The sequence below is a fragment of the Pseudomonas sp. ML2-2023-3 genome, from assembly GCF_037055275.1.
In the GTDB taxonomy this organism is placed as follows: Bacteria; Pseudomonadota; Gammaproteobacteria; order Pseudomonadales; family Pseudomonadaceae; genus Aquipseudomonas.
On record NZ_CP146343.1, the window covers coordinates 4,662,885 to 4,683,983 of the forward strand.

Consider the following 21,099-nt stretch of genomic DNA (forward strand, 5'->3'; position numbering starts at 1 on the left):
CCGCTCCCACTGCAGATTCCAGGCCACCATAAAAAAGCCCCGCCAGGCAACGCCGGACGGGGCTCGATGACACTCAGCACGTGTTATGCGACTTTCATGCCTTTGTGGGTTTCAATCAAGTGCTGCACCACACCCGGGTCAGCCAGGGTAGAGATATCACCCAGACCATCGTATTCACCGGTGGCAATCTTGCGCAAAATGCGGCGCATGATTTTGCCCGAGCGGGTTTTCGGCAGCCCCGGTGCCCACTGGATGACATCCGGCGAGGCGATCGGGCCGATTTCCTTGCGCACCCAGTTTTTCAACTCAAGGCGCAGCGCTTCACTCGGCTCCTCGCCACCATTGAGCGTGACGTAGACATAGATCCCCTGCCCCTTGATGTCATGCGGCACGCCGACAACTGCGGCCTCGGCAACTTTAGGGTGCGCCACCATCGCGCTTTCGATTTCGGCGGTACCCATCCGGTGGCCGGACACGTTGAGCACGTCATCCACGCGACCCGTGATCCAGTAGTAGCCATCCTCATCGCGACGCGCGCCGTCACCGGTGAAGTACATGCCACGGAAGGTCTTGAAGTAGGTGTCGACGAAACGGTCGTGATCGCCATACAGGGTCCGCGCCTGCCCCGGCCACGAATCCAGAATCACCAGGTTGCCTTCGGCAGCCCCTTCTATAAGGTTACCCAGGTTATCCACCAGCCCCGGCACCACGCCGAAGAACGGACGCGCCGCAGAGCCAGGCTTGAGTGCGTGCGCCCCCGGCAGCGGGCTCATCATGCAAGCACCGGTCTCGGTCTGCCACCAGGTATCCACGATCGGGCAACGCTCCTTGCCCACGGTTGTGTAGTACCAGTTCCAGGCCTCAGGGTTAATCGGTTCGCCCACCGAACCCAGCAAACGCAAGCTGGAGCCATCGGCATCCTTAACCGCAGCCTGACCTTCAGCCATCATGGCGCGAATGGCGGTTGGCGCGGTGTAGAGAATGTTGACCTTGTGCTTGTCGACAATTTTCGACACGCGGGTGATGTCCGGATAGTTCGGCACACCTTCAAACAACAGGGTGGTCGCGCCATTGGCCAATGGCCCGTAAACGATATAGGTGTGACCGGTCACCCAGCCCACATCGGCCGTGCACCAGTAAATCTCGCCAGGACGGTAATCGAACACGCGCTCGTGGGTCAGTGCCGCATAGAGCAGATAGCCGCCCGTGGTGTGCTGAACGCCCTTGGGCTTGCCGGTTGAGCCAGAGGTATACAGGATGAACAGGGCTTCTTCGGCCCCCATTTCTTTCGGAGCGCAGTGCTTCGAAGCAACGGCCATCAAGTCGTGGTACCAGATGTCACGGTGCTTGTACCAGGCGATGTCGCCACCGGTACGCTTGAACACAATGATCTTCTGCACACTGGAAGTGTCCGGGTTGGTCAATGCCACATCGACATTGGCCTTGAGCGCTGTGCGCTTGCCACCACGCAGACCTTCGTCAGCGGTAATGACCACCTTGGATTTGCAATCGATGATCCGTCCGGCCAGTGCCTCAGGCGAGAAACCACCAAACACCACGGAGTGAATCGCGCCGATCCGGGTACAGGCCAGCATGGCGACTACGGCTTCAGGCACCATCGGCATATAGATAGTAACGACATCACCACGGTGCACATCCTGACCGCGCAGGGCGTTGGCAAGCTTGCACACTTCTTCGTGCAGTTCGCGGTAGGTGATGTTGCGCTGTTCGGAAGGGTCATCCCCTTCCCAGATGATAGCGACCTGATCGCCGCGCTCGGCAAGGTGGCGATCCAGGCAGTTGTAGGAAACGTTGAGCGTGCCATCTGCAAACCATTTGATGTCGACATGATGGTCGTCGAAGGACGTCTGCTTGACGGTAGTAAAAGGCTTGATCCAGTCGAGACGCTTTGCTTGTTCGCGCCAGAAGCCATCCGGGTTGACGACGGACTGCTGGTACATCGCCTTGTAGGTCACCTCGTCAGTCAGCGTGTTGGCAGCGACTTCAGGGCGTACGGGATACAGGGAAGCGGCACTCATGTTTCATACCTCAATGCTTGTAGTTGTTGTTTTATGACCCTGTTTTAGCCGGGCCAAGCCGTGAGATCCATTCGACGTTGGTAGTAAGAAACACGCAAAAAAACTATGGTTTTCCTGCGCAAGGCTCAAGCACAGTACTTACAGCCCGTTACGGCTGGGTGCCCACCTTGCAAACGTCCAAAACCAACCCTGTTTTCGACGATTGTTGCAGAAACTGTCAACAGTCTTTATCAAAACCCCCTCTATATGCCCGTGCGGCGCAGGCCTAAAATTCATCTCGCCAACCAAGGCACCGCGATTAACCCAAGTTACAGCCCCCACGAAGGCAAGTTTAGTCGCTCTTCATCACTCAGTTTCACACACAGCCTCACAAGGGCTGTGTGACCCCACTCGACCTAAAACAGGTAATTTCGAAATGAAAGCGTTGTTAGTTCTGGCTCTGAGCAGTGTGTGTTTAACCGCCATGGCGGATGAAACAAGCACACAGGCTACGCACCAGCAACCTGCCGTTGAACAGTATTCCTACTCTTCCGAACTGGACATTGCCAAAGTGATTTCCATGAGCGAAATCCCCAGCGTCTGCGAAGTCGTACCGGCGCAAATGGTCTACGAAGACTCCCAGGGCATGCAGCACACCCTCGAATACCGCGTGATGGGTAACGGTTGTTCCAACGGCTGATTCATCGCACCCGGTTTATTAAAGCGTTAATCAACTTACTTATATAAGCGATCCCTCGCGGCACTTAATTGCAACTTTCAACGCAACTTATATCGCCCTTGAACAGTTGTGCGCCTGCGCCTGTATCGCACGGGAATTATTAAATGAAACGCTCCTTGATAGTGGCTTTTAGTTTGTCAGTTCTGGCCAGCGCAGCGTTTGCCGCTGACGGTTATGACCGCACTCACGCAGCCAGCTTTACAGAAGACGGCTACAACAGCACACGCTCGGCCAGCTTTGCAGAAGACGGTTACGACAGCACACGCTCGGCCAGCTTTGCCGAAGATGGCTATGACAACACCCGCTCGGCAGGTTTTGCCGAAGATGGTTATGACCGTACCAACGGCCATCGCCTCAGCTGACACCGCATCGACTTAACGCCCGGTTTCGGCCGGGCTTGATCCTGCCTCGCACCAAAGCCCGACTCATTCCCCCTCTAGCCACAGGTCATTCGACCTCTTGGCCCCATGACAAAAAAACTTCTGCTCCTATAAACCCTCGCCCAGCCCCAGCCTTCCTTAAGCCCAGGATAAATTTAGGGCGTTTCGTCGCATCCCCTGAAAAAAAACTGGCTGAAATACCTTGTGCAAAAGCCGTATACTGCGGCCATCAAAAAGGCTTGATATATCCCCTTGGCGGGCTGTAAATCCACGCTGCTACGGCCTCAAGGCCCAGGGTGAGTGCAGGTAAAACCTCCTCCCCTGAGCGACAGCGGTACAAGCCAACGTACACATTCATGTTTTTGCGTGAGCACAACGCTACTGCAAGCAACATTTCTTAGATCCAAGTGGCCTATGGCCGTGTAAAAACCAAACCATCAGTGTTTTCACACAGCCAACAGGCCCTCACGCAGGAGACGATACGTCATGCTGAGCTGGGACGAATTCGACAAAGAAGACGAAGGCGAAGTCGCTGTTAAAGGCGCCAACGCAGGCCACGCAACCGAAGCCAACATGGACCGCCTCGACGCCGCCGGCGGCGTAGCAGCCCAGGAAGCCCGTGCAGTGACCGCCAGCGACTCGGCCGCGATCATTCGCGCCAAGGCTGCCCTGGACAACCTCGACATCGCTGAAGGTCTGGCCGAACTCGAAGGCGCTTCCGCCCGTGTTGCGGTTGACGAAAAGATGATGATCAACTGCCGCGCCGACCTCAACCAGCTCGTGCCGTTCAAGTACGACTGGGCCTGGCAGAAGTACCTGGACGGTTGCGCAAACCACTGGATGCCGCAAGAAGTCAACATGACCGCCGACATCGCCCTCTGGAAAAACCCGGAAGGCCTGACCGACGACGAGCGCCGCATCGTGATGCGCAACCTGGGCTTCTTCTCCACCGCCGACTCCCTGGTTGCCAACAACCTGGTGCTGGCCGTGTACCGCCTGATCACCAACCCTGAATGCCGCCAGTACATCCTGCGCCAGGCATTCGAAGAGGCGATCCACACCCACGCCTACCAGTACTGCATCGAATCGCTGGCCATGGATGAAGGCGAGATCTTCAACATGTACCACGAGATCCCGTCGGTCGCTAAAAAAGCCACCTGGGGCCTCAAATACACCCGTTCGATCTCCGATCCGAAGTTCGAAACCGGCACCGTTGAGACCGATAAAGAGCTGCTGCGCAACCTGATCGCCTACTACTGCGTTCTGGAAGGCATCTTCTTCTATTGCGGCTTTACCCAGATCCTGTCGATGGGCCGTCGCAACAAAATGACCGGTGTCGCCGAGCAGTTCCAATACATCCTGCGCGACGAATCCATGCACCTGAACTTCGGCATCGATGTGATCAACCAGATCAAAATCGAAAACCCGCATCTGTGGGACGCTGAAATGAAGGAAGAAGCTTCGCAGATGATCCTGCAAGGCACCCAACTGGAAATCGAATACGCTCGCGACACCATGCCGCGCGGCGTACTGGGCATGAACGCCGCGATGATGGAGGACTACCTCAAATTCATCGCCAACCGCCGCCTGTCGCAAATCGGCCTGAAAGAAGAATACCCGGGCACGACCAACCCGTTCCCATGGATGAGCGAAATCATGGACTTGAAGAAAGAGAAAAATTTCTTCGAAACGCGGGTAATTGAATACCAAACCGGTGGTGCATTGAGCTGGGATTGATACGAGGCTTGAGTTAAGCCATACGTAGCAAACAAGAAGGGCCAACGATTGTTGGCCCTTTTTTTTGTGAAAAAATTAACTGCGTGTGGCCAACAGATACGACACCCGTGAATCGACTGGGGGGCAGTCCAACCGAGTGGTCGGTATCTTGAGAGGAGATAAATGAGGCGACTTTTCCGGTCGGGACTTATCAGATAACGAGTTTGATCCACGCCAAAAATAACTGTATAAAAACACAGTATATTTTCAAGCACTGACTCAGCCCTGGAGAACACCCATGCCTCATTCAGCCACGCGCAGTACGTTTGAACGCATTGTCATTAATCAATTTACCCCGCTGCACTGCGCGCAAGCCCGCGAAATGCTTGGCTGGAATCTCGAGTATCTGAGCCAGCAGTCCGGGGTTTCAGTCCCGGCAATTGAACGCTTCGAAGCCCAAGGCCCTGTGCGCGACGTTACCCGGCTGGCCCTCGCCTACAGCCTGGAGGCGCAAGGGCTGGTGTTCTTTCCCGGGTTTGCGCCCGGTCGCGGGGGCAATGTTCGCGGCACTACACCCGACCCGATGGGCCGCGAAGACTTTGCCATGATCGAGTAAACCCCGGCCCTACTACTCCGGGGTGTGTACTTCAAGCCACCAGGCACGCCCTTTGTGGGGCTGCATCAGGTTGAACACTTCCCCCATTTGTGGCGTTGTAATGAGTACATTGCGTTGCTCCGCCAACGCCACAATACGGTCAAACGGCTCGGACCAGGCATGGAAAGCCAGATCAAAGGTGCCGTTGTGAATCGGCATTAGCCAACGTCCATTGAGGTCGATGTGGGCTTGCAGGCTGTGCTCGGGCTGCATGTGTACATGTGGCCAATCGACGTTGTAGGCCCCCGTTTCCATTAGAGTCAGGTCGAATGGTCCCAACTGTTCACCAATCAGCTTGAAGCCGTCGAAGTACCCCGAATCTCCACTGAAGAAAATCCGCACCCCATCAATGATCATCACCCAGGATGCCCAAAGCGTCTGGTTGTGATCAAACAGGCCGCGGCCTGAAAAGTGCTGGGATGGAGTGGCGATAAAACGAATGCCTGCAACATGGGTGTCTTGCCACCAATCCAGTTGCTGAACTTTGCTGGCCTGTACTCCCCATTTGATCAACAGGTCGCCGACACCCAGCGGCGCCAAAAAATGCTGCGTTTTAGCCGCCAGTTGCAACACGGTTTTTTGGTCCAGGTGATCGTAGTGATTATGGGAAAGAATCACGGCCTCCAACGGTGGAAGCTCTTGAAGGCTGATGGGGGGAGCATGGAAACGCTTGGGGCCAATCCACTGCAGCGGTGAGGCACGCTGCGCGTAGACGGGATCGGTCAGCCAGTACTTGCCATTGAGCTTGAGCAGCAAGGTCGAGTGCCCCAATCGATAGACACTGAAGTCAGGTGCCGCAGCCAACTGTTCACAGGTTAACGGCTTGACCGGAATCACACCTGCAGGACGTGTACTCGCAGGCTTTTGAAAAAGCATTCTCCAAAAAATACCCAAGGTCTTGCCAAGACTGGAGGACGGCCGGGCGCCATCATTTCGAAATGCACCTTGATAACGCTCAGCGGGTTTAAGCCGCTCAGCACTGCGTGAGTCGAGTGCCATGGCATGAAGCCTCCGGTGAAAAAATGAGTATTATCTTGCTTTCCGGCCTGTTAGCGGTTGATCGTCATTCTATAAGAACTAACAGTGGCCACAGACATTGTCACCAACGCTGACTCGCCTTCGACTTAATAGAGCTAGTCTGCATCCATAACCGTTCCAAAAATGTGCGGAATATGTGCGATGTATTCTCGACAACGGGTGTCAGCAAGCAATCGGCGGCCCGGATACCCAGCGGTATCCGGACTCATGGTCCAAACATCTCACGCAGATAACCATGGACAATAAAAGAGGCAAAGGCTTGTCGTTTGCCAAGCGTATTTATACGCCACGTGCCATAGGTTCAGGGTTTGGCGGGCTCAGTCTGGTAGCCGCCCTGTACCCTCTCGACAAGCCCATCTGGCTATGGGGACTGCTGCTGTTCAATGCACTCGTATGGCCACACCTGGCATTCCAATTGTCTTCACGTGCGACCTATCCGTATCGGACTGAGCGGCGAAACATCTTGATTGACTCGCTGTGCGGGGGGTTCTGGGCAGCAACCATCCAGTTCAACGCGCTGCCGACAGTCATTATTGTGTCCATGATGATGATGCATAACGTCGCGGCAGGAGGGCCAAGATTTCTCCTGTACGGTGTGTTGGCGCAGCTGGCAGGGGTCCTGATTTCGCTTCTGTTTCTGGGAGCTGCCTTCACGCCTGAAACCAACAGCCTGCAAGTCTATGCCTGCATACCGGTGCTGATTCTTTATCCGTTTTCTGTAGGCATGGTCAGCTATCGCCTGGCGATAACCTTGGCCGAGCATAAACGCGCACTGAGCACCCTGAGCCGCACCGACAGCCTGACCGGGCTGCTCAATCACGGCTCATGGAAAGACCTGCTGCACCTGAGCTTCCTGCAAAGCCGGGAGAGTCGTTCGCCCGCCACCCTGGCCCTGATTGATATCGACCATTTCAAGCAGATCAATGATACCTACGGGCATATCGTCGGTGATTGTGTATTGCGCCAGCTCAGCAAGGAGCTCAAGGACAACTTGCGCGCTCAAGACCTGGCTGGTCGGTATGGCGGTGATGAATTCTGCATCATCCTGCCCAACCGCTCTCTGCATCAGGCCCAGGAAATCATGGAGCGACTGCGTCAGGTATTTTGCAACTTTCAACACGCGGACGAGCCTGAACTGCGGATAAGCGTAAGCCTGAGCATTGGACTGGCCTCTTGCCGCCCCGAGTTTCAAAACGCTTCCACTTGGTTGAATGAAGCCGATAAAGCACTGTATATCGCAAAAAATACGGGCCGTAACAAAATCAGTATCAGCGCTGCAGACACTCTTTCACAGCCGTATTGAATAGCAGCCCAGGAAAAAATAGTGTCCTGGGCTGCTCCACTCAATTGACGCAACGGCGTACAGCCGAAATCTCAGGCACGTCCAGACGCTGCATGTACACACGCAATGGCTCGGTGATGTTCAAACGATCATCAATATTTTGATCCAGTAATAACTGAATCAGCTCGCGCTTGAGGGTCATGGTGTCTGCGCCATCGGCGTGCCAGACAAACTCGCTGGCGGGCGTAATGTTGTCGTCAGCGACATCCATCCCGAAGGAATCCTCACTGAAACGGACAATGTGCTGGCCTGTCTTGCGATTTAAACCGACAAAGCCGTTTAGCTGGTCGGCGGCCTGGCAGATTAGTTGCGAAGTGATACGCATGGTAAACCTCACTGACGAGCCCAGAGGCTCTGGAACGATGGTTTACACGCAAGATTTAACGCCTGCCCCTCTGCCGGGGGCACTGATGTGGCCAAGAATACTGCACATTTGTAAGAAAAAACGCTTAAAACCAAACAAGACACTCGTTTGTGTCGGATTCTTGATAGTACCCATGGCTGCCGTGTTGTTAAAAAGGCGACCTCTATTTTTCTGATTGAAAGGAACTCAACCCATGCCTGACCCTTTTGGCAAAACCGCCCTGCTACTGAGCCTGCTTCTGGGCATGGGCGGCGCACAGGCCGCCAGCGCATCCAGCACGACCGAGGCGGCACTGGCCAACGCTCATGGCATACCGCGTCCTGCAGTGATTGCACATCGGGGTGCCTCCTTCGACGCCCCGGAATCAACAGCAGCAGCCTATACCCTCGCCCGGGACCTGGGCGCCGACTATCTGGAAATGGACCTTCAACGCAGCAAGGACGGGGTTCTGTTTGCGTTACATGACAACAGCCTGTTACGCACCACCGACGTGGCCAAAAAATTCCCGGAACGCAAGGACAGTCCCGCCAGCGCCTTCACGCTGGCCGAGCTTAAAACCCTGGATGCCGGTAGCTGGTTCAATCAGGCTTATCCCGATCGTGCGCGCCCATCCTATGTTGGGCTGCCCATTCTGACGCTGGACGAAATAATCGATATTGCCCAAGGCAACCCGCAACACAAGCCTGGCCTGTACATCGAAACCAAAGAGCCCAAACAGTTCCCGGGGCTTGAGCACGACCTGAAAAACAAACTGAGCGAACGTGGCTGGCTCGAACCGGCAACAACAACGGCAGAGCCTCTGGTCGGCCAGGGAAAAGGCCGGATAATGTTGCAAACCTTTGACAAAAACAGCCTCGAACTGCTGCAAAAAGAAATGCCCAACACACCAAAAATCCTGCTGTTATGGGTCGGTGAAGGCGGTATGACACCGAACACCACTCAGCGCTTCGCCGACTCGGGCGAGAAGGATAAAGCTGCGTATTACGCCAAGCTGCAGCCTAAGGACAAGGCCGAGTTCATCCAGTGGCTCGACTTTGCCAAGGCCAACGGAGCCATCGGTACAGGCCCTTCGGCAGCGTTGACCCGCGGCGGTGACCAGAGCTACTTCGACCTGATCAAGCCGTGGATGAACAAGGCGACCCACGACAAGGGCTTGCTGGTACACGTGTACACCCTCGACGAACCCGTGGACTTCAAGAAGGCAATGGACGCAGGCGTCGACGGTATTTTCACTAACCGCGCAAGCGAACTGCTCACGTACTACCAGCGATCGGCTCCACACAGCGTCAACCAAGTGCTGGAAAAGAATGGCTACTGAAACCGCTAACCTGTAACGGGGTGGAAATTAAGGATGAGTTAAGTTGCGCCGGATAATCTGATCCCACTTAAACACCTCAACCCCAAGGGATTAAACATGAAAGCACTGAATATAGTATTCGCCACTCTTGCCCTGGCACTGACTGCCGGTGTTGCCCAGGCAGATGTACGCCCAGACCATATTCCAGGGCTGATCAAGTCGGGTGAAATCACCTCATTTGAAAAGTTGAATCAAGCGGCGCTGGATAAACACCCAGGCGCAACCATTCTCGATACAGAGCTTGATCATTCCTACGGCAAACTGGTTTATGAAGTTGAATTACGCGATACCAAAGGCGTTAAGTGGGACGTTGATCTCGACGCCAAAACAGCTGAGGTCCTGCAGGACAAACAAGACACTTGAGTTGATTTAAATAAAAAGGCCGCCCCTTATTTATGAAGGAGGCGGCCTTTTTTATTGGCCCAACTCAGGCCTGTATACAAATCCTCCAGGAATTTGTGCCACGCTCAGTGTTATGACTAGAATCAATTTTTTAAGCAAGAGCATCCACCATGGCGCAAGGCGCGATTGACGATATCGCAACGATTAACCGGATCAGTGCTGTTCCAGCGATCCTCAAGGTCATTACTGAAATGACCGGAATGCGCTTTGCCGCCGTTGCCCGTGTCACCCAAACAACCTGGACCGCCTGCGCGGTACTCGACAATCTGAACTTTGGTTTGCAGCCGGGTGGAGAGCTGGACCTGGTCAGTACCCTGTGCTTTGAAAGCATGAACTCGCACCTGCCGATCGTCATCGACAACGCCAGCGAAGATCCGCTGTACCAGAACCATCACACGCCAAAAATGTATCGTTTCAAGAGCTACATCACGATTCCGGTGTGGCGTACCGACGGCAGTTTTTTCGGCACCCTGTGTGCACTTGACCCAGAGCCTGCACGCCTCAGGGACAGCACCATCCAGTCGACAATGGAGTCTTTTTCACGCCTGCTATCGCTGCAAATCGAAGCAGAAGAAAACCTGCAGCGCACAGAAACAGCGCTGCAGCAGGAGCGAGAAAATGCTGAGTTGCGCGAACAATTTATCGCCGTTATCGGCCATGACTTGCGCAACCCGTTATTCGCCATTACGGCCGCCGCCGAGCGCTTGCTGCGCAAGCACTCCAACCCGCAGACCTACGTTCTGGTGCAGCACATCCTGACCTCTGGCCATCGGGCCTCGCAGCTGGTCAATGACGTCCTGGACTTTGCCCGGGGACGGCTCGGCAGCGGAATCCCCGTGACCTTGAGCGAATGCCGGGATCTGAATCAGGTATTCAGCCACGTGATTTCAGAGATACAAAATGTTCATCCCGAGCGGTTGATCCTCTCGCAGATAGGTCAACTCAAAGGTCTTCAATGTGACAGTGGCCGCTTGGCACAACTGCTCTCCAACCTGCTGATCAACGCCATCACCCATGGCTCTTCCACCGGCACGGTGCGCGTCGCCATCCAGACCCAGGATGGCGTGTTCAGTATCAGGGTGGCCAACCAGGGCAAGACCATTCCGGCTGATGTGCTGCCACACTTGTTCAAACCCTATTCACGTCCGGCCAACCACATCCCGCAAGCCGGTCTTGGACTTGGGTTGTACATTGCCAGCCAGATCGCCCTGTCCCATGGAGGCCAACTCGAAGTCGCCTCCGATGAAGTTCATGGCACGGTTTTCACCTTCAGCTTGCCGATGAACTGAAAACCGATAGACGAATAAATCTGTATTTGGCCCCCTGATGGGTAGAAACTGACGTGCTGCTCAGCAGTAACTGATCCAACCCGTCAGTTGCCCCCTATTGCGCCTCGACAGAATCCAGATATGAACACCCGCCTCTGCGCTTATGAAGACCTTACCCCCCTGCAACGCGAGCAACTGCGCAAGATTGAGGTAGCTCCTGAGCAAATCGCTTTTTGCGGCGACATTGCTTCGGCCTTGCACTCACTGCCTGCTCAGCCGCACGCGGGGATCAAGGGATTGGCGCTGCTCAGTGAGGAGTTTCCGGTTGCCTTTATGCTGCTCAAGCGTGAGCCGCTTTTGGCCCATTGGGCTGAGCCTGGCAGCGCAACCTTGCATGCGTTTCAAGTCGACAGCGGCGTTCAGGGCCTGGGGTTGGGTAAAGCCTGCCTGCGCGAACTCCCCCGGGCCATTCGACAGTTCTGGCCCGAAATTCGGCTATTGATGCTGTCGGTAAGCCCGTTCAACGCCAGCGCCCTGGCTTTTTATCTGAGCCAGGGCTGGATCGAACAAGGCGAAGCCTACCGTGGCGAGCGACGCCTGGTACTGCCCCTGATATCACCGTCGCAGCCCCAACTGCGCGCAAGCTAAATCGGCTTTTTAACAGGCAACCAGATTTCTAACAGCCCTGCGCCGGTGTCCGGATTGAAGTCCGCGCTGTAACGTTCAAACTCGGGCGCATCAGCAGCTTCGTAGCCCGAATGAGGCAACCAGTCTTGCCAGATTGCCTGAAACGTCTGCGCAAGGGTGTCCAGTGGGCCGCGATGTTCAAAGACCGCATACGACTGCTCTTGCAGTTCGATCCAGCGATACCGTTCAGGAAGATCGTCCAACTTGCTGATGGCCACGCCGGCAATGTATTCGAAGCCTCCTTTGCCATCAGGGTTACAACAAACGCCGTAGGTTTCATCGCCAATTTGACTTGGCACTTTTCCGATTTCCGGGATGAATTTTTCCCACAATTGTGGAATTCGATCAGCGGTCTCCTCAGTGAAACGGCCACCCAAACCCGCGATCAGTTGAAACTGACCTTTGGCAAATCGCGGAGCTGACAGTTCGAACTTTTCTATTTGATCCATGGGGCATGCTCGATAGAGTAAGTAGGAAACTTAGCAGCTGAGTATAGGAACAAATATACAGCTGGGTCGGATCAGCGGAAAAATAGACCCCGACAGCATCTAGACAAAAGGCCATCACCGCCCGTATTGTTTTGCCCGGACCACCGCAGTGGTCAACGTCGCTCGGACGGTTCCGGGCGCTTACGTATCAGAGGCTCACATGGCAGACCAAGGTTCGCCGCGCCGTTTTGCGCGCATCGATCGACTCCCCCCTTACGTTTTCAACATCACGGCTGAGCTGAAGATGGCCGCCCGACGTCGCGGCGAAGACATCATCGACTTCAGCATGGGCAACCCTGACGGCCCGACGCCTCCTCATATCGTCGAAAAACTCTGCACCGTCGCACAGCGTGAAGACACTCACGGCTACTCGACTTCGCGGGGTATTCCCCGTCTGCGCCGGGCTATTTCTCGTTGGTATGCCGACCGTTACAACGTTGAGATCGATCCGGAACACGAAGCCATCGTCACCATCGGCTCCAAAGAGGGCCTGGCACACTTGATGCTGGCCACCCTGGATCAGGGCGATACCGTGCTGGTGCCTAATCCCAGCTACCCGATCCACATTTACGGTGCCGTGATTGCCGGCGCCCAGGTGCGTTCGGTGCCGCTGATCCCCGGTGTGGACTTTTTTGCCGAGCTGGAAAAAGCCATTCGCGGCTCGATCCCCAAGCCAAAAATGATGATTCTGGGCTTCCCGTCCAATCCGACGGCGCAATGCGTGGAGCTGGACTTTTTCGAGCGCGTGGTGGCCCTGGCCAAGCAATACGATGTGTTGGTGGTTCACGATCTGGCTTACGCCGATATCGTCTACGACGGCTGGAAAGCACCTTCGATCATGCAAGTACCTGGCGCCAAGGACGTAGCCGTGGAGTTCTTCACGCTGTCCAAAAGCTACAACATGGCAGGCTGGCGTATTGGTTTCATGGTGGGCAATCCGGAGTTGGTCAACGCTCTGGCGCGGATCAAGAGCTACCACGACTATGGCACCTTCACTCCGCTGCAAGTGGCCGCGATCGCTGCGCTCGAAGGCGACCAGCAGTGCGTCAAGGATATTGCCGAGCAGTACCGCCAGCGCCGTAACGTCATCGTCAAAGGGCTGCACGAACTGGGCTGGATGGTCGAAAACCCGAAAGCTTCGATGTATATCTGGGCCAAGATCCCGGAGGCTTATGCACACATGGGCTCACTGGAATTCGCCAAGAAGTTGCTGGCGGATGCCAAAGTCTGTGTGTCCCCAGGCGTAGGATTTGGTGAATACGGCGACGATCATGTGCGTTTTGCCCTGATTGAAAACCAGGACCGCATTCGCCAGGCGCTACGTGGTATCCGCGCCATGTTCCGGGCTGACGGCTTTAACCCGGGCTAAGCCATAAACCAGTGTGGAAGCGGGCTGGCTCGCGATTGGATCGCCGCGGTGCAATAGATACACCGCGTTGCGCTTATCGCGAGCCAGCCCGCTCCCACAGGTTTGGTGGCGCTTAAACCACCAACGACAGCAGCAGAATAAAGATCAAACCTACAATCGACAGGATGGTTTCCATCGCGGTCCAGGTCTTGAACGTTTCAGCCACTGTCATGTTGAAGTACTGCTTCACCAACCAGAAACCGGCATCGTTGACGTGAGACAGAATCAACGAGCCCGCCCCTGTTGCCAGCACCAGCAGTTCGCGGTTAACGCCCGGAATCATATCCACTACCGGCAATACAATCCCCGCCCCGGTAATCGTTGCCACGGTCGCAGAACCTGTTGCAATACGAATCACCGCCGCCACCAGCCAGGCCAGCAGGATTGGCGAAATTTGCGCGTTCACCGCCATATGGCCGATCACGTCACCCACACCGCTGGCTACCAGCATTTGCTTGAACCCGCCGCCCGCGCCGATGATCAGAATGATCGCTGCGGTAGGGGCCAGGCTCGCGTCCAGCAGTTTGAGGATGCGCTTGGAGTCGATCCCCTGGCGCGCGCCAAAGGTGTACAACGCCAGCAGCAATGCCAGCAACAGGGCACTGATCGGGTGACCGATCATGTCCATCCAGACACGGAAGAAGTTGCCATCAGGCAGCGCAACGTCGGCAAACGTCTTGAGCAGCATCAGGAATACTGGCAGCAGCACAGTGATCAAGGTGATGGAGAAGCTCGGCAGCGTGCTGGATTCCGGCTCGCTCGCCAATTGGTCCATCAACTCCTGGGAAGCGTGACCCGGGATGTACTTGGAGATGAACGTGCCATAAATCGGACCGGCAATGATCGCGGTAGGCAGTGCAACGATCAGGCCGTACAAAATGGTCTTGCCGATGTCAGCACCGAATACACCAATGGCCAGCAGCGGCCCCGGGTGCGGCGGCACCAGACCGTGAACGGCTGACAAACCTGCGAGCAACGGAATACCGATTTTGATGATCGACACGCCGGTACGACGCGCAACGATAAACACCAACGGAATCAGCAGCACAAAGCCGATTTCGAAGAACAACGGAATACCCACCAGGAAGGCGGCAAACATCATTGCCCATTGCACCTTTTCCTTGCCGAAGGCACGAATCAGGGTCCGGGCGATCTGGTCAGCCCCCCCGGAGTCGGCCATCATTTTGCCAAGCATGGTGCCCAGCGCCAGGATGATCCCGACAAAGCCCAATACACCACCAAAACCGTCCTGGAACGACTTGATGATCAGGTTGGCAGGCATGCCGGCGGTCAAGCCAAGAAACGCCGAGGCAATGATCAAGGCAATAAACGGGTGCAGCTTGAATCGGGTGATCAATACGATCAGGCCGATGATGGTGACCACTGCATCGAGCAGCAGAAACGTATTGTGGGACATGCCTAGCATGGGGCGTCTCCTGCCTTTTTGTTCTTATCAAGTACGTAGGTGCCGCTACAGCCGAGGCAGGTAGCGCTATCTGTTTGAAACAACATCATGAGGTTGCCATTACCGTCTGCTCGCACCACCAATCCCGGGCAGCGCTCGCTAATTGCTTAATGTTCATCTCGGCTGCATTCAAGGTCAGCACCAATGACTCATTGGTCGGAGACTCAAGTGCAGCGAACTGACTGTCAATCAGGGTCTTGGGCATGAAGTGCCCAGGACGATCGGCCACTCGCGCAGCGGCAACCTCGGGGGTCAGCTCCAGAAAAACAAAGCCCAGACCGTCAACCGCATCACGCAAACGCTCGCGATAACGCAGTTTTAGCGCCGAGCAGGTCAAGACCGGACGCTGGCCACTGGCAACCGCACGACGCAATTCATCGCACAAGCTATCTAACCAGCCGGCACGATCTTCATCGGTCAGGGGAATACCGGCACTCATTTTGTCGATGTTGGCCGCAGGGTGAAACGCATCGCCTTCAATCGGGGTCGCGCCATTGAGCTGGCACAGTGCCTGGCTAACGCTGGACTTGCCGCAGCCGGCAACGCCCATGATGACCAGAGCAGTGATAGGTTGACTCATGAAACACCTCAGTCCGTAGACAGCGCTGTCTTTGTCCATGCGTTCAATACTTGAAAGCAAAGCACAAAGCCTAGGCTACCGACGTCTATTTCTCATTTTTATGGGGAGACGCGGTGACGCTCTCGACATACAAAGCTGGGGTAACTGATTTACACACAATCAGGCAATTGCGGGCACGTCAGGACAGCGCTACCTTAGTGACTTGTTTTTTGTTTGGCAAGCCGCCCCGATGACCACCTCTAAAAACGATAAAAACACCCGAACCACGGGTCGCCCCACCCTTAACGAAGTAGCCCGCCTGGCCGGGGTCAGCCCCATCACTGCCTCCCGTGCCTTGCGCGGTATCAGCAGCGTCGCCACGGACCTTGCCGAAAAGGTGCGAATTGCCGCCGATGAGCTGAACTACGTGGTCAACCCGGCCGCCCGGGCACTGGCTTCAGCACAGAGCCACTCCGTCGTGGTGCTGGTTCCGTCCTTGTCCAACCTGCTGTTTATCGACACCCTCGAAGCCATACATGACGTATTGCGTCCTCGGGGTTTTGAGGTGCTGATCGGCAACTTTCACTACTCCCGTGATGAAGAAGAGAACCTGCTGCGCAACTATATGGCCTATCAGCCGCGCGGCCTCCTGCTGACCGGATTTGACCGTTCCGAAAGCTCACGACGGATGATTGAAAGCAGCAATGTACCCTGCGTGTACATGATGGAGCTGGATGCCGCCGAGGGCCTGAACTGCGTCGGGTTCTCCCAATTGAAGGCCGGTGAAACCGCTGCCCGGCACCTGATCTCCCGTGGCCGCAAGCGCCTGGCCTATATAGGCGCCCAACTTGATCAGCGCACGCTGTTGCGTGGCGAAGGTTTTCGCCGCGCCTTGCAGCAGGCGGGTTTGTACAACCCGGAGCTTGAACTGCTGACGCCGCGCCCGTCCTCTGTTGGCCTTGGTGGCGAACTGTTCCTGCAGTTGCTGGCCAGCCATCCGCAGGTAGATGCGATCTTTTTCGGCAACGATGACCTTGCCCAGGGCGCACTGCTGGAAGCCGCACGCACCGGCATTAAAATCCCGGAGCAAATCGCCATATTAGGTTTTAACGACCTGCCGTCCTCGGAATTCATGGTGCCGCGCTTAAGCAGTATTCGTACCCCCCGAGAAGCCATCGGCCGTCGTGCGGCCGAGCAGATGCTCACACTGATGGCCGGCAACAAAGTGGCCAATCCGGTGCAAGACATGGGTTTTGAACTGATGGTGCGTGAGAGCAGCTAAGGCCCCTGCTCCCGCAGTTAATTAATGCAGTTGCAACGTTGAGTTGAACTGGCTGATGGCATCGACCACATGCCTGGAGCCTTGCTGGATTTCCAGAATCGCCTCCCCGGCTTCATTCGCCAGTTCGACCCCCAGGCCGGTTCGACTCAGACTTGACTGCATACTGGTCACTGCACTCAGCGAGAGGTCATGGTTTCTGCGGACCACTTCGACAATCTCCAGGGTGGCCGCACTGGTACGCGCCGCCAGACTTCTCACCTCATCCGCCACCACGGCAAACCCGCGACCATGCTCCCCTGCCCTCGCCGCTTCGATCGCGGCATTGAGCGCCAGCAAATTGGTTTGATCGGCAATCCCGCGAATGGTCTGCACAATCTTCCCGATGCTGTCCGACTGCTTGCTCACCGCATCAATGCTTTGCGCCGCCTCGTTGAGGTCTTTGGAGATGGCTTCAATGATTTGCACAGTCTGCTGAACCACCTGTGAGCCTTTCTGCGCACAGGCGTCGTTTTGCACCGACGTGCTGTGGGCCGATTCGGCGGCAGTTTGCAGATTGGTGACTTGAGCTGTGATATCACTGGCAAACTTCACCACCTTGTACAAACGGCCCTTGGCATCAAAAATCGGGTTGTAGGAGGCTTCGAGATAAACCGTGTGCCCATGTTTGTCGACCCGTTCAAAACGCCTGGAGTGATACTCGCCACGATTGAGCGAAGCCCAAAATGCTTTATAACCCGATGATTCGGCCTCATGGGGCCGACAGAACATGCCGTGGTGCTGACCGACGATTTCACTCAGCGAGTAATGCATGGTATTGAGAAAGTTCTGATTGGCATTGATCACCCGGCCATCAGGAGAAAACTCGATCATTGCCATCGAGCGGCTCAAGGCGTTCACAATGCTCTGGTTTTCGTGCTCTTTGTTGATTCGAGCGGTGATATCCGAAGCCACCTTGATCACGCGGGTGACGTGCTGATCTGCGCCGACAATAGGCATGTAACTGGCTTCAAGCCACACCTCGCGCCCGGCCTTGTCGAGCCGTGAAAAGGTACCGTTCAACGGTTCTCCACGGGCCAGATCACTCCAGAAATGACTGTAGTCGCTGGACCTCTGGTAACTATCTTCGCAAAAAATCCGGTGATGCTTACCCCGGATTTCGTCAGCGCAATAGCCCATTACCCTGCAAAAGTTCTCGTTGGCATCAAGAATGGTGCCATCCGGAGCGAATTCAATAATGGCCATGGACCGACTGATGGCCTGCACCTTCGCTAACGTGTCATTCAATGAGCCGTTTAGACGTTTGTTCTCAAGCAGGTCGGCTTTGTTATGCAAATTAAACATGGCTCAATCCCTGGAGGTGCTGTCTATTGATAATTCAAAAGTTTCAAGGCTGCGCTTTAAACTTTTAACGTTAGAGCTGTACGCACTTCGAGGGTTAAAGCATTTATCGCCTACGCCCCGTAACGGTGGAGCATAGCTAGGCAAATGATCCGTGCAAGCACATAGCCATCAAGCTGCGACGGAGCGCTCACGCTTTAAAAAATAGCTAAATGGAGGATGTGCACTTTAAAACTGGCAGGGGCCCAAGAACTGAGCCCCCGGCAAATTACTTAATGCCCAAACAATCCAGTATCGGATTTCTTGGATTTTTTATCAGCGCGTTTTTCATCCGCTGTTTTGGCCGGCTTTTTCTTCGCCGCCTTTTTTGAATCCATGCCTTTAGCCATGTCGTGCGCTCCAGTGTTCAAGGATGTGAACTCAGGTATAACACTGATCCGTTGCGAACTTTTAATTAAAACCCGTTATTCAAAAAAGAATGAATGCTCTTGCGTTTTAATTTCGAATAACCCTTTCCAGTAAAAACCGACAACGGCACAAAACCACTCCGTTGTTTGTTTATACTGCGAGCCCTTCCCTAAAGCCTGTGGACTTATGACTGCGATTGTTTACGCCCCGCTTGACGCACCTTTATGGCCGTTAATGAACAAGTTTTACCGTGCCCATCAATCGTCGATGAAAGCGGTCAAGGACGCACAATTATGGGTCGCTCGCCAAGAGGACATTGTCGCCGGATTGTGTCTGCGGCCAATGGCTCACGGCCACTGGCTGACCGGGTTGTTTGTCGCACCAGCACTGCGCGGCCAAGGCGTTGCAGGGGAGCTGGTGAGGCATGCGGTGAAAGCCTGCGAAGGACCGGTCTGGTTGTTCTGCGATCCCGAGCTGCAAGGGTTCTATGAAAAGCTGGGGTTCAGCCTGGACGTGGAGTTGCCCCACGCCCTGCACGAGCGGCTGGTTCGCTATCAACGCAACAAGGCGATGATAGCGCTGGGATCCACTACTCCTGGGTACCCGGCTCCAGATCAGGAAACAGCACCTCGATAAAACCGAACTTGCTGAAATCCTTGATCCGTGACGGATAAAGGCGACCTATCAGGTGATCACACTCATGCTGTACCACCCGCGCATGAAAACCTTCGGCCACCCGTACGATCGGCTCACCCTTGGGCGTGAAGCCTTCGTAGCGGATCTTGTGAAAACGCTCAACGACCCCACGCAGACCGGGCACTGACAGGCACCCCTCCCAGTCTTCTTCAAGGGCCGGGCTCAGAGGCGTGATCAAGGGATTGATCAGGATGGTCTGAGGCACGGCTTCAGCATCCGGGTAACGCTCGCTGTGCTCGAATCCAAAGATGACCAATTGCAGGTCAACCCCGATTTGCGGAGCCGCCAGGCCCACGCCTCCTGCGTGCTCCATGGTCTGCAGCATGTCGTCGATCAATTGCCAGAGTTCTGGCGTGTCGAACATTTCATCCGGCACTGGCTCTGCGACACGCAATAGACGCTCATCGCCCATTTTCAAGATTTCACGAATCATGGTCAGTATTCATCAGAAGTGGGTTTAAGGGAGTGGTCGCGCCCAAGGCCGGAGACATGCTTCTTTGGATCAGGGTCGTCAGACTCATCGAACGTCTTCTCACCCGGATTCTTGCCTTCAGCCGACATGTGTTCAATCACAGCATTCATTTCAGCGCCCAACAACAGCACTGCGGACGAAATGTAGAAGTACAGCAACAGCACGATGATTGCCCCGATACTGCCATACATGGCGTTGTAGTCCGCGAAGGTTTTGACATAAAAGGCAAAACCCAATGACGCGATGATCCATACCACCACTGCCAGCACCGAGCCCGGCGTAATGAAGCGAAACTTCTGCTCCACGTCGGGCATCACGTAATACATCAACGCCACGGCCACCATCAGCAGCAGGATGATCACCGGCCAGCGCAGGATGGTCCACAACGTCACCACAAAGTCTTCAAGGCCTACCTGCCCCGCGAGCCAGCTCATCACCTGTGGCCCGAGCACCATCAGTGCCGCAGCAACCAGCAGCATGCCGGCAATACCGATGGTGTAAAAAATCGACAGCGGAAAACGCTTCCAGATGGGACGCCCTTCTACCACGTCATAAGCGGCATTCATTGCACTCATCATCAGCCGCACGCCTGCGGAAGCTGTCCACAACGCAATCACGATACCCACCGACAGCAATCCGCCCTTGGATTGCTGTAATTGATCGATCACCGGATTGACCTGTTCCAGCGCTTGCGGTGGCAGCACCAGTTCGGACTGCAGGCGCAGCCAGGTAAAGAAATCGGGAAGATGCAAAAAGCCGATCAATGCAATCAGAAACAGAATGAATGGAAATAACGAAAACAGCATTTGATAGGCCAACGCCGAGGCATAGGTCGACATCTCATCGTCGATAAATTCCTTGACCGTTCTGATCAAGACTTTGCCCAAAGGCAGGCCGTTCAAGCCTGGAAAAAACATAGCGTCTCCTTTCGCCGCTGAGTTATTGAGATCACACGCCTCCAAGCGAAGGGTTGTACCTAAAAGTAGTCCAATTGGCGACTTTGAAAGCACTTGATCG

21 protein-coding genes and 1 pseudogene are annotated in these 21,099 nt (G+C 55.2%); 12 read left to right on the forward strand and 10 right to left on the reverse strand.

Annotation, left to right across the window (positions count from 1 at the left end):
* Positions 1-83: 83 nt before the first annotated feature.
* Positions 84-2,039 (reverse strand): acetate--CoA ligase, encoded by a 1,956-nt coding sequence (gene acs, locus V6P94_RS21520; RefSeq protein WP_326397499.1) that lies wholly within the window; start codon positions 2,037-2,039, stop codon positions 84-86.
* Positions 2,040-2,454: 415 nt separating this feature from the next.
* Here acs and V6P94_RS21525 point away from each other — a divergent pair, with 415 nt between their 5' ends.
* From V6P94_RS21525 to V6P94_RS21540, 4 genes are all read left to right on the forward strand, one after another.
* Positions 2,455-2,718 (forward strand): DUF2790 domain-containing protein, encoded by a 264-nt coding sequence (locus tag V6P94_RS21525; RefSeq protein ID WP_133077303.1) that lies wholly within the window; start codon positions 2,455-2,457, stop codon positions 2,716-2,718.
* A 143-nt stretch (positions 2,719-2,861) separates the two neighbouring features.
* A complete protein-coding gene (locus tag V6P94_RS21530; protein ID WP_219262896.1) occupies positions 2,862-3,119 on the forward strand; it encodes a heme utilization protein in 258 nt (85 codons plus the stop codon).
* Between the two features lie 504 nt (positions 3,120-3,623).
* Positions 3,624-4,874 (forward strand): ribonucleotide-diphosphate reductase subunit beta, encoded by a 1,251-nt coding sequence (locus V6P94_RS21535; protein ID WP_095035466.1) that lies wholly within the window; start codon positions 3,624-3,626, stop codon positions 4,872-4,874.
* A gap of 277 nt (positions 4,875-5,151) precedes the next feature.
* A complete protein-coding gene (locus V6P94_RS21540) occupies positions 5,152-5,469 on the forward strand; it encodes a helix-turn-helix transcriptional regulator (protein ID WP_133077301.1) in 318 nt (105 codons plus the stop codon).
* A gap of 12 nt (positions 5,470-5,481) precedes the next feature.
* Here V6P94_RS21540 and V6P94_RS21545 read toward each other — a convergent pair whose 3' ends face one another.
* A complete protein-coding gene (locus V6P94_RS21545; RefSeq protein WP_133077300.1) occupies positions 5,482-6,507 on the reverse strand; it encodes an MBL fold metallo-hydrolase in 1,026 nt (341 codons plus the stop codon).
* Positions 6,508-6,781: 274 nt separating this feature from the next.
* Here V6P94_RS21545 and V6P94_RS21550 point away from each other — a divergent pair, with 274 nt between their 5' ends.
* On the forward strand, positions 6,782-7,849 hold the full coding sequence (locus V6P94_RS21550) for a diguanylate cyclase (RefSeq protein ID WP_326397497.1): 1,068 nt from the start codon (positions 6,782-6,784) through the stop codon (positions 7,847-7,849).
* Between the two features lie 40 nt (positions 7,850-7,889).
* On the opposite strand, the gene V6P94_RS21555 is transcribed toward V6P94_RS21550, so the two are convergent.
* The gene (locus V6P94_RS21555; protein WP_133077298.1) at positions 7,890-8,213 is read right to left on the reverse strand and encodes a DUF2025 family protein; all 324 of its coding nucleotides are present in this window, start codon (positions 8,211-8,213) and stop codon (positions 7,890-7,892) included.
* Positions 8,214-8,445: 232 nt separating this feature from the next.
* Here V6P94_RS21555 and V6P94_RS21560 point away from each other — a divergent pair, with 232 nt between their 5' ends.
* The 4 genes from V6P94_RS21560 to V6P94_RS21575 all read left to right on the forward strand — a co-directional run bounded on the left by V6P94_RS21560 (position 8,446) and on the right by V6P94_RS21575 (position 11,927).
* Positions 8,446-9,570 (forward strand): glycerophosphodiester phosphodiesterase, encoded by a 1,125-nt coding sequence (locus tag V6P94_RS21560; RefSeq protein WP_133077297.1) that lies wholly within the window; start codon positions 8,446-8,448, stop codon positions 9,568-9,570.
* A gap of 96 nt (positions 9,571-9,666) precedes the next feature.
* Positions 9,667-9,972: a PepSY domain-containing protein gene (locus V6P94_RS21565; RefSeq protein WP_133077296.1), complete on the forward strand. Its 306-nt coding sequence runs from the start codon at positions 9,667-9,669 to the stop codon at positions 9,970-9,972.
* Between the two features lie 149 nt (positions 9,973-10,121).
* Positions 10,122-11,300 carry a GAF domain-containing sensor histidine kinase gene (locus tag V6P94_RS21570; protein WP_326397492.1) on the forward strand — a complete coding sequence of 393 codons (1,179 nt, stop codon included), beginning with the start codon at positions 10,122-10,124 and terminating at the stop codon, positions 11,298-11,300.
* A gap of 120 nt (positions 11,301-11,420) precedes the next feature.
* Complete coding sequence (locus V6P94_RS21575) at positions 11,421-11,927, forward strand: N-acetyltransferase (RefSeq protein WP_133077294.1); 507 nt, start codon at positions 11,421-11,423, stop codon at positions 11,925-11,927.
* On the opposite strand, the gene V6P94_RS21580 is transcribed toward V6P94_RS21575, so the two are convergent.
* A complete protein-coding gene (locus tag V6P94_RS21580; RefSeq protein WP_326397490.1) occupies positions 11,924-12,415 on the reverse strand; it encodes a GyrI-like domain-containing protein in 492 nt (163 codons plus the stop codon). The genes V6P94_RS21575 and V6P94_RS21580 overlap by 4 nt on opposite strands.
* A gap of 199 nt (positions 12,416-12,614) precedes the next feature.
* Here V6P94_RS21580 and alaC point away from each other — a divergent pair, with 199 nt between their 5' ends.
* Positions 12,615-13,823, forward strand: coding sequence for an alanine transaminase (gene alaC / locus V6P94_RS21585; RefSeq protein WP_219262900.1), 1,209 nt, complete (start codon positions 12,615-12,617; stop codon positions 13,821-13,823).
* Between the two features lie 112 nt (positions 13,824-13,935).
* Here alaC and V6P94_RS21590 read toward each other — a convergent pair whose 3' ends face one another.
* Positions 13,936-15,288 carry a GntP family permease gene (locus V6P94_RS21590; RefSeq protein WP_019829158.1) on the reverse strand — a complete coding sequence of 451 codons (1,353 nt, stop codon included), beginning with the start codon at positions 15,286-15,288 and terminating at the stop codon, positions 13,936-13,938.
* Positions 15,289-15,373: 85 nt separating this feature from the next.
* On the reverse strand, positions 15,374-15,907 hold the full coding sequence (locus V6P94_RS21595; protein WP_133077291.1) for a gluconokinase: 534 nt from the start codon (positions 15,905-15,907) through the stop codon (positions 15,374-15,376).
* 229 nt (positions 15,908-16,136) lie between these two features.
* Here V6P94_RS21595 and V6P94_RS21600 point away from each other — a divergent pair, with 229 nt between their 5' ends.
* Positions 16,137-17,168, forward strand: a complete 1,032-nt coding sequence (locus tag V6P94_RS21600; RefSeq protein WP_133077290.1) for a LacI family DNA-binding transcriptional regulator — start codon at positions 16,137-16,139, stop codon at positions 17,166-17,168.
* 21 nt (positions 17,169-17,189) lie between these two features.
* Here V6P94_RS21600 and V6P94_RS25130 read toward each other — a convergent pair whose 3' ends face one another.
* Together V6P94_RS25130 and V6P94_RS25135 are read right to left on the reverse strand one after the other, a co-directional pair.
* Positions 17,190-17,762, reverse strand: a complete 573-nt coding sequence (locus V6P94_RS25130; protein ID WP_371928113.1) for a methyl-accepting chemotaxis protein — start codon at positions 17,760-17,762, stop codon at positions 17,190-17,192.
* Positions 17,739-18,509 (reverse strand): annotated as a pseudogene (locus V6P94_RS25135) (PAS domain-containing protein); the annotation flags it as partial. The gene V6P94_RS25130 and the pseudogene V6P94_RS25135, both read right to left, overlap by 24 nt.
* Before the next feature lie 591 nt (positions 18,510-19,100).
* On the opposite strand from V6P94_RS25135, the gene V6P94_RS21610 reads away from it, so the two are divergent.
* The gene (locus V6P94_RS21610) at positions 19,101-19,550 is read left to right on the forward strand and encodes a GNAT family N-acetyltransferase (RefSeq protein ID WP_326397487.1); all 450 of its coding nucleotides are present in this window, start codon (positions 19,101-19,103) and stop codon (positions 19,548-19,550) included.
* Here the strand turns inward: V6P94_RS21610 and def are convergent.
* Positions 19,504-20,043 carry a peptide deformylase gene (gene def, locus V6P94_RS21615; protein WP_133077287.1) on the reverse strand — a complete coding sequence of 180 codons (540 nt, stop codon included), beginning with the start codon at positions 20,041-20,043 and terminating at the stop codon, positions 19,504-19,506. The genes V6P94_RS21610 and def overlap by 47 nt on opposite strands.
* A 2-nt stretch (positions 20,044-20,045) precedes the next feature.
* Positions 20,046-20,999, reverse strand: a complete 954-nt coding sequence (locus tag V6P94_RS21620; RefSeq protein WP_133077286.1) for a YihY/virulence factor BrkB family protein — start codon at positions 20,997-20,999, stop codon at positions 20,046-20,048.
* Positions 21,000-21,099: the final 100 nt, after the last annotated feature.